10 protein-coding genes are annotated in these 7,436 nt (G+C 30.6%); 3 read left to right on the top strand and 7 right to left on the bottom strand.

Annotated elements, in window-relative coordinates; all coding sequences use genetic code 11:
• The coding region (locus ACXJH6_RS09240) for an IS1634 family transposase N-terminal domain-related protein (RefSeq protein WP_503417178.1) at positions 1-115 on the bottom strand (115 nt) is incomplete at its 3' end.
• A 150-nt stretch (positions 116-265) separates the two neighbouring features.
• Between ACXJH6_RS09240 and ACXJH6_RS06145 the strand changes: the two genes are divergently transcribed.
• Positions 266-712 carry an NADH-quinone oxidoreductase subunit B family protein gene (locus ACXJH6_RS06145; RefSeq protein ID WP_456470882.1) on the top strand — a complete coding sequence of 149 codons (447 nt, stop codon included), beginning with the start codon at positions 266-268 and terminating at the stop codon, positions 710-712.
• Between the two features lie 14 nt (positions 713-726).
• Here ACXJH6_RS06145 and ACXJH6_RS06140 read toward each other — a convergent pair whose 3' ends face one another.
• Positions 727-1,248, bottom strand: a complete 522-nt coding sequence (locus tag ACXJH6_RS06140) for a YbhB/YbcL family Raf kinase inhibitor-like protein (protein ID WP_456470881.1) — start codon at positions 1,246-1,248, stop codon at positions 727-729.
• Positions 1,249-1,313: 65 nt separating this feature from the next.
• On the opposite strand from ACXJH6_RS06140, the gene glyS reads away from it, so the two are divergent.
• Positions 1,314-3,287 (top strand): glycine--tRNA ligase subunit beta, encoded by a 1,974-nt coding sequence (gene glyS, locus ACXJH6_RS06135; RefSeq protein ID WP_456470880.1) that lies wholly within the window; start codon positions 1,314-1,316, stop codon positions 3,285-3,287.
• A gap of 15 nt (positions 3,288-3,302) precedes the next feature.
• The gene (gene thiS / locus ACXJH6_RS06130; protein ID WP_456470879.1) at positions 3,303-3,521 is read left to right on the top strand and encodes a sulfur carrier protein ThiS; all 219 of its coding nucleotides are present in this window, start codon (positions 3,303-3,305) and stop codon (positions 3,519-3,521) included.
• Between the two features lie 15 nt (positions 3,522-3,536).
• Here the strand turns inward: thiS and ACXJH6_RS06125 are convergent, their stop codons facing one another.
• Genes ACXJH6_RS06125 through ACXJH6_RS06105 form a run of 5 tightly spaced genes read right to left on the bottom strand, consistent with a single transcriptional unit; the run spans position 3,537 to position 7,349 of the window.
• A complete protein-coding gene (locus ACXJH6_RS06125; protein ID WP_456470878.1) occupies positions 3,537-4,037 on the bottom strand; it encodes an FKBP-type peptidyl-prolyl cis-trans isomerase in 501 nt (166 codons plus the stop codon).
• Positions 4,038-4,079: 42 nt separating this feature from the next.
• A complete protein-coding gene (locus ACXJH6_RS06120) occupies positions 4,080-4,958 on the bottom strand; it encodes a tetratricopeptide repeat protein (protein ID WP_456470877.1) in 879 nt (292 codons plus the stop codon).
• A gap of 31 nt (positions 4,959-4,989) precedes the next feature.
• Positions 4,990-5,598 (bottom strand): OmpA family protein, encoded by a 609-nt coding sequence (locus tag ACXJH6_RS06115; protein ID WP_456470876.1) that lies wholly within the window; start codon positions 5,596-5,598, stop codon positions 4,990-4,992.
• Positions 5,599-5,613: 15 nt separating this feature from the next.
• On the bottom strand, positions 5,614-6,765 hold the full coding sequence (tolB, locus tag ACXJH6_RS06110; protein ID WP_456470875.1) for a Tol-Pal system protein TolB: 1,152 nt from the start codon (positions 6,763-6,765) through the stop codon (positions 5,614-5,616).
• A complete protein-coding gene (locus tag ACXJH6_RS06105) occupies positions 6,762-7,349 on the bottom strand; it encodes a hypothetical protein (protein ID WP_456470874.1) in 588 nt (195 codons plus the stop codon). Before ACXJH6_RS06105 ends, tolB begins: the two co-directional genes overlap by 4 nt.
• Positions 7,350-7,436: the final 87 nt, after the last annotated feature.

Below are 7,436 nucleotides of genomic sequence, written 5' to 3'. Positions count from 1 at the left end.
CTAAATTAGCAATAACTTTATGTTTTACTTTTTTATCTTTCTTATCCCAATAACTTTCAACGATTTTTAGATATTCTTTATCTTTAACTTTGGTTACTTTAAGATACAAGAGCATCCTTTATACTAGATGAATCATATGAATGTTACCAAAAAATAAGCAATGAAGTCAAGATATGAATAAAACTATTGTCCCTATATTTTTTATTAAAAAATTGATGTTTTTCTTTAAAATCCCCTAAAATACTTACTTTATTGTTTCTTGTAGTTGGTTTTTGGAGAAAAATTTTTCAAAGTCGGGAAAAAGATAAAAGACAAAGTCAAAAAACATTTTGCCGGAAGCCTTGCTATTAGAATGGTTGACAGCGGAAGCTGCAATGCGTGTGAAGCTGAATGCAACGCCCTTAGCAATCCTTATTACGACCTTGAAAGGCTTGGTATTCATTTCGTAGCAAGTCCAAGACATGCCGATGTAATGTTTTTAAGCGGTGTTATGACTATGAATATGTACCACCACGCAATTGACTGCTACAATCAGATGCCAAGTCCGAAATGGGTAATTGCAACAGGAGATTGTACTAAAGATTTGGGCGTTTTTGAAAAAACGTATGCCATAAAAGGAAATGATTTAAAAATCGATTATTACATCCCCGGATGTCCGCCAAGCCCAAAAGAGATTATGAAAGGGCTTATGGGATTTTTAAAAACTTTTTAATAAATTTTCTTTTTTTATCTCCAACCTCTGGCGTAATATCCCATAATAGAAGCACTGTCTATAGCATGAGCTTTTATAACCTCTATAAGCTGTTGAGGATTTATATTTTGGGGCACGTTAAAACCTTCGACATCCAAAGCCCATACGGTTATGATGTATCTATGGGGTTTACCTGGAGGCGGACAAGGACCTCCGTATCCAATTTCACCGTAATCATTTAATGTCTGCAACCCCAAGCTAAAATATTTATTTTCTGGATTACCAGCACCTTTTGGAAAAATTTTTACATTTTTAGGAATATTTACAACCATCCAATGCCACCACCCATGGTCTGTGGGAGCGTCTGGGTCAAACATAGTAACGGCAAAAGATTTAGTATTTTCAGGAGCTCTTGACCATATAAGCTCGGGAGAAATATTTTTTCCTCCACACAGATGATACACTTGTTCTAAATGAATTCTGTCTGAGATATCAGGAGAGTAAAGATTCATCGCATACATAATAACACCTCCTATAAGAGCGATAAGCTTTTTCATTTAATGCTCCTTTAATAAAAATTATATCATTAAATTTGATAAAATTTCAATAAAAAAGGAAAAAAATGTTAAAACCTCTTCTTATCGAAATAGGAGTCGAAGAGCTCCCTGCCGTACCTTTATTAAAAGAGCTTCCAAACATAGAAAAAAAATGGCTTGATATTTTAGAAAAATACAATTTAAAAGCAGGGTTTAGTTTTTACTATACTCCAAGAAGATTAACGCTTTGGCACAGAGAATTTCCCGTAAAACAGCCTGATACCGAACAGGAAATCTGGGGTGCGCCAAAAGCAATTGTGGAAAAGAATCCAAAAGCACTTGAAAGTTTTGCTAAAAAATGCGGTATAAATCCTGAAGAAGTTAAATATAAAACAAAAGGAAATCAGGAATTTTTATATTATAAAACAACCATAAAAGGAAAAGAAGCAAAAGAACTTCTTCCTGAAATGATTGAAGAATGGCTAAAAAGCTTAAATTTTGGAAAAACCATGAAATGGGGAAACTGCGAAGCCGAATTTATACGACCTGTTAGGTGGCTTTTATGTATGATAGAGGATGAGGCTTTAATTTTTAATAAATACTGCGTAACTTCAAGTAACTTTACTATGCCGCACAGGGTGTTTAAAGAAAAAATTTTTATCGATTTTGTTGGAAATTATTTTTGCCAGCTTGATAAAAAAGGCGTAATTCTTTTTCAGGATGAAAGAAAAAAAAGAATACTTGAGGGAATTAAAAAAATAGAAGAGGAAAATCAGGTAAAAGTTGAAATAGACGAAGAACTGCTTTCAGAAATTGTCGCAATTACCGAATACCCTACTCCTTTACTTGGAGGATTTGACGAAAAATTTTTGGTACTGCCGCCGGAAGTTATTATTACCAGTATGAAAGAGCATCAACGATATTTCCCGGTATATAAAGACGGAAAACTTACAAACGCTTTTGTTGTTGTCAGCAATGCTTATACGAATGATTTCAGTAAAATTATTAAAGGAAACGAAAAAGTACTAAGAGCAAGACTCAGTGATGCGCTCTTTTTCTGGGAAAATGATTTAAAAAAAGGATTAAGCATTGAAGGTTTAAAAAATATCGTCTATATGGATAATTTAGGCAGCCTATATGATAAAGTAAAAAGAGAAGAAAAAATAGGTGAATATTTAGCTAAAAAATATAATAAAAATAAAGAAAAAATAAATAAAGCTGTTAATCTCGCTAAAGCGGATTTACTAACGGAAATGGTATATGAATTCACCGAACTTCAAGGAATTATGGGATATTATTACGCAAAACAAGAAGGAGTGGATGAAGAAATAGCAACCGCAATAAAAGAACAATACACCGACAGTGCATCAAATGATGTTTCTTCTATTTTGAATATTTCAAGAAACCTTGATACATTAATGGGACTCTTTAGCATTGGAAAAATTCCTAAAGGCAACAAAGATCCGTTTGGTTTAAGACGTGCGGCCAATCATATTATAAAAGTAGCCCTTGAAAATAATATTCCTCTTGATATAAAAGAAGTTATAAATGACTTAAAAGAAAACTATCCCGGCCTTGATGAAAAAAAACTGATTCAGTTTATTTTTGAAAGATTATACAAATTTTATAATGTTAACCCTTCTGTAATTAGAGCAGTTCTCGCAACCGGAGAAAGTAATTTATTAGAAATTGATAAAAAAATCAAACTTTTAAATAAAATAGTTGAAAGTGAAGATTTTAAAGATTTAGCTGTTACTTTCAAAAGGGTTGCAAATATTGTAAAAGATTTTGATTTAGACTCAATAAAAGTCGATGAATCTCTTTTTGAAAAAGAAGAAGAAAAAAGATTATGGGAAGAGTTTAAAAAAGTAAAAGACATTAAAGACCTTGAAAAGAAACTTGACTTTTTAGTATCTTTAAAACCGTTTATCGATGCATTTTTCGATAATGTTATGGTAAATGTAGAAGATGAAAAAATAAAACATAACAGAAAAAGTTTAATTGCCTCAATTTACAAAGAATTTTTGGATATCGGGGATATAAAAGAAATTACCTTGTAAAAGGGAGAATGAAAAATGCAACAGGAAAAATTAATAAATATTAAAATCAACGGCATCGAAAAAAAAATAGCACCAAATACAACAATCAAAGAGCTTTTAAAAGATTTAGAAATCTTAGATAAAACAATGGCTGTAGCTGTTAATATGAAAATAGTAAAGAAAGATAATTGGGATAAATTTAAATTAAACGAAGGGGATAAAATAGAAGCTCTAAATTTCGTAGGAGGAGGTTAATAAAAAGGATGGGTCTTAATGACCGCATCCGCAGTTACCGCTGCCGCAGTGTCCGCCTTGAGCTTGAGCTCCAACCTGACCTGTTAAAGCCTCTTCAGGAGTAGCTTCTCTTTTTGTTACCACTTTAACGTCAAAAGTTAAATTTTCTCCCGCTAACGGGTGATTATAATCAATTATAACTTCGTTATCATTAAAATCTTTTACTGTAACAGCTATTACCTGCCCATCAGGAGATTGTCCGTAAAGAGTCATGCCTTTTTGAAGTTCAATCCCTTCAAACTGACTTCTTGGAAGTTTTTCAACCAATTCTTCATTTCTTTGTCCATATGCTTCTTCAGCCGGTACTACTACCGTTTTTTCTTCACCGATTTCCATTTTTTCAACTTCTTTTTCAAGACCAGGTATAATTTGACCTTTTCCTGCGATAAATTCTAAAGGAGCTTGTCCTTTATTGCTATCAACTACTTCACCTTTTGAATTTTTAACTGTATATTCAATTCCGTATACTGTTGCCATTTTGTTCCTTTTGTAAATATTATAAGTTTTTATTATATCATATTATTTTAGTTTTTCCAACTCTTTTTTTGCCAATTTTGCATATTTAGAAGTAGGAAAATCGTTTATAAGTTTTTTAAACGTAAGTTTTGCAGCTTCTTTATTTCCCATTTTTTCAAAAGATATTCCTGTATGATATAAAAGCCTTGCCGTAAAAGAAGTTTTTTTAGGATAAAACTCTATACTTTTTTTATAATATCCCAGCGCTTCTTTATAATTTCCTTTTTTATAAGCAATTTCCCCTAAATAATAAGAACTTGTAGCCGGAAGATATCTTTTAGAAAGAGTATATAAAAACAGCTCTTTTGCCTTTTCATATTGTCCGGAGAAAAAATAATTTCTAGCTTTTTCAAACACTTCTTTTTTTGAAAGAGGTTTTTTACTCTCTTTTAACTGTTTTAAAATAGACTCTATAGAATTTTTCAGATATTCAAAATTTTCGTTCTGAACTTTTGTAATCGTTTTAATACTTTCTTTGAGATTATCCATATTTGAATTAATAATACTGATATTTTCTTCAAGATTTTTTATTTTTTCATCTAAATAATTTATTTTATCCAATGCGGCTTTAAACTCTTTTTTTAACTTGACAATTTCGCTTTTAGTATCGTCTATTTCTCCTAATAAATCATTAAAAGCGGAAATTTTCTCTTTTAAATCCGATATTGTCTGGTCATAAGAAACCAGTTTTATTTTAAATGATGACAAATTTTTAGAAAGTTTAGATATCTTTTGTTGCAAACTTTGGATTGATTTTTTATTTTGAAGAATAGCTTTTTCCTGAGGCGTAAGGCCGTAAGGAGAAGTGGAGTTAAGACCCGCGCTAAAGGGGTCAACTTCCGCAAACAGAAAAAGAGGTATAATTAAAAACAGTTTTTTCATACAATTCCTTTTTTAAGGAATTGTAGCGAAATTATGGTAAATAAGTGAAGTTATCTCTTCTGTTTAATCTCCAGCACCATTTTGCATGTGCCGTACATACAGGATTTAATTCACCGTAACTTATAACAGTAAGTTTTTTAGGGTCAACTCCAAGTTTAATTAAAGCGTTTTTAACACTGTTTGCTCTTTTAAGACCAAGAGCGTAATTGTATTCTTCAGTTCCCCATTCATCACAGTTACCTTCTATTCTTACCGTATAATTGCTAGGATTTTGTTTTATAAGTTCAGCAAGTTTTTCAACTTTAGGCCATTGGTCAGGTCTTATATTATATTTGTCAAAATCAAAATAAACAACGATACTTGCAAGTTTTTTTGCAAATTTTTGATTTTGCTGAGTTACAGTCACACTTGTAGGCACCTGATTTTCATTTGTAATAGTTTCTTCTTCAAGAGTTGCGTTTTGAGTGCTAACACTTTCTTGGGTACCCGTAGGTTGCATCATAGAAGTTTCGCTTGTTTGCTTCTCCGTTTGGGTCGGAGTTGTGTTTGTCAAGGCAGCATTTTCAATCTTAGGCTGTTTAGAACACCCCACCATAAGCATTAAAGCGGCTATTCCCGTTACAAGTAATGTTTTTTTCATTTTTGTCTCCTTTTTTTACCAATCAAATGATTGTAGAATTTTTGGCAAAGGGTAATAGAAAATTTTGTTTTCACTTAATCGTATTATACCAATTTTACTAAAAAAATTCTCTCTTTTAATAAACATTATAGAACTTCCGTCAACAGAAAAATTAGGAAAGGAGTTTTGTCCCTTAATTGTAAGTCTTTTTAAAGAATCATCTTCACTGTTGATTAAAAAAAGATTAAAAGTATTCGGTTTAAAAGCATTTGACGTTTCCCTGCTGCTAATTACCAGATAATTTTTATAAGCATCCACTCCCACCTGATTTTTTCCATGGTATAAAACTCTTTTTATTTTTTTATTCTTTAAATTTTTCTCAAAAATATAAGGCCTTCCGTATCTATCCGATACAAAAGCTATTTTGTCATCGTCCCAAAATTTTCCGTTTACGTCTATACCTTTATAAAAAGTAAGCCTTTTTAATTTTTTTAATTTTAAATCAAAAAGATAAACATCAGGCTGGGAGTTTTTTGCAAGAGTTAGCAAAATTTTATCTTTTTTTACATCTGAAACTATCAAAAGCCCCTCAGAAGAAAAAAGCTTCTCTTTTTTTCCTGTATAAATATTATACTTATACAAAACAGGAAGTCTTTCAAGTTTTGTAAAATAAATTTCTTTTTGTTTTTCATCAGCCCATTTAGGAAATATGTTAAGCCCCCCGCTTATAAGCCTTTTTTTATAAGAAAGGGTATAATCGCTGAGATAAATAGAAGCTTCTTTAGGGGCAGTTAAAAGAGAATAAACAACTTTTCTTATCAAAAATTTAGCGCTTGGCATATGAAAATATTCATTTATATCATACACCGCTTTATGAACCAAAAAAGGAAAATAGGCATATGAGTTAGACTTATATTTTCTTATAATATAAGGCTGTCCTTTTTTTAAATATTCAACCGTAAGTGTTTTAGCGTTTTTATCGTAATTAAAATTAAAAGAAAGAGTGGAATTGTTTTCTAGTTCAAAATGGTCCAAAACCTCAAAATCCATATTAAGAATTTTTTTAACTTCTTTAGGACCGTTAAACTTTATATTTATAGCCGGTTTATTTTCGAGATATTTGGTTATTACTATCTCTTTTGCATCTGCAAATAAAAATATAAGCAAAAATAAAAAAAATTTTTTCATCTATTCACCTTTGTCTGAAATAAAATATTTAAATTAAAATTTTTATCAAAATTCATATTTTCTATTAAAGAAATAAGCTCTTTTTGTTTCCTCTCATCGAGATTTGAATCCAAAATAATCACTTTCACTCTTCCTCCTGAAGAAATTACGTTTATTTTAGCATATTCTCCGGGAATATCAGAAATTTCATACCATATTTTTCCAATTTTATTAACAATTTTATCCACCTCCGCATCGCTTATTTTAGAAGAGGAGTTGTTCTGAAACTGAATATCTTCATTAATATCTTTAATTTTTGATAAATTCTTTTGAATTTTTTCTATACTTTTAAAACGGCTTTTTTCTTCAAACTTGGCAAATTTCACAGGAGTGGTATCAACATCCGCCCGTACATTTTTAAAAATATCTTTAAAATTAACATTTCCCCCTTTTGTAATCGATGTTTTAGAACCCTGTTTAACTTTTTTTTTCGGAGGAGTTTTTTTAGAAACCTCTTTTTTTATCTGTTTTTTTATACTTCTCTTAACTTCTTTTTTTTCAGATGAAGAAGTAATTAAAGAAGTATTGATGGCTGTATGGACCAAAACTTCTTTTGAAGTAGTTTCCGAATTAAAAAACAATTTATAAAAGAAAAAAAGTATACAAAAATAGATAAAAGAAGATAAAAAAAA

Source organism: Caminibacter sp., from assembly GCF_053999135.1.
The sequence above is the reverse complement of the archived record's forward strand: the minus strand, read 5'-3'. Positions and strand labels throughout refer to the sequence as shown.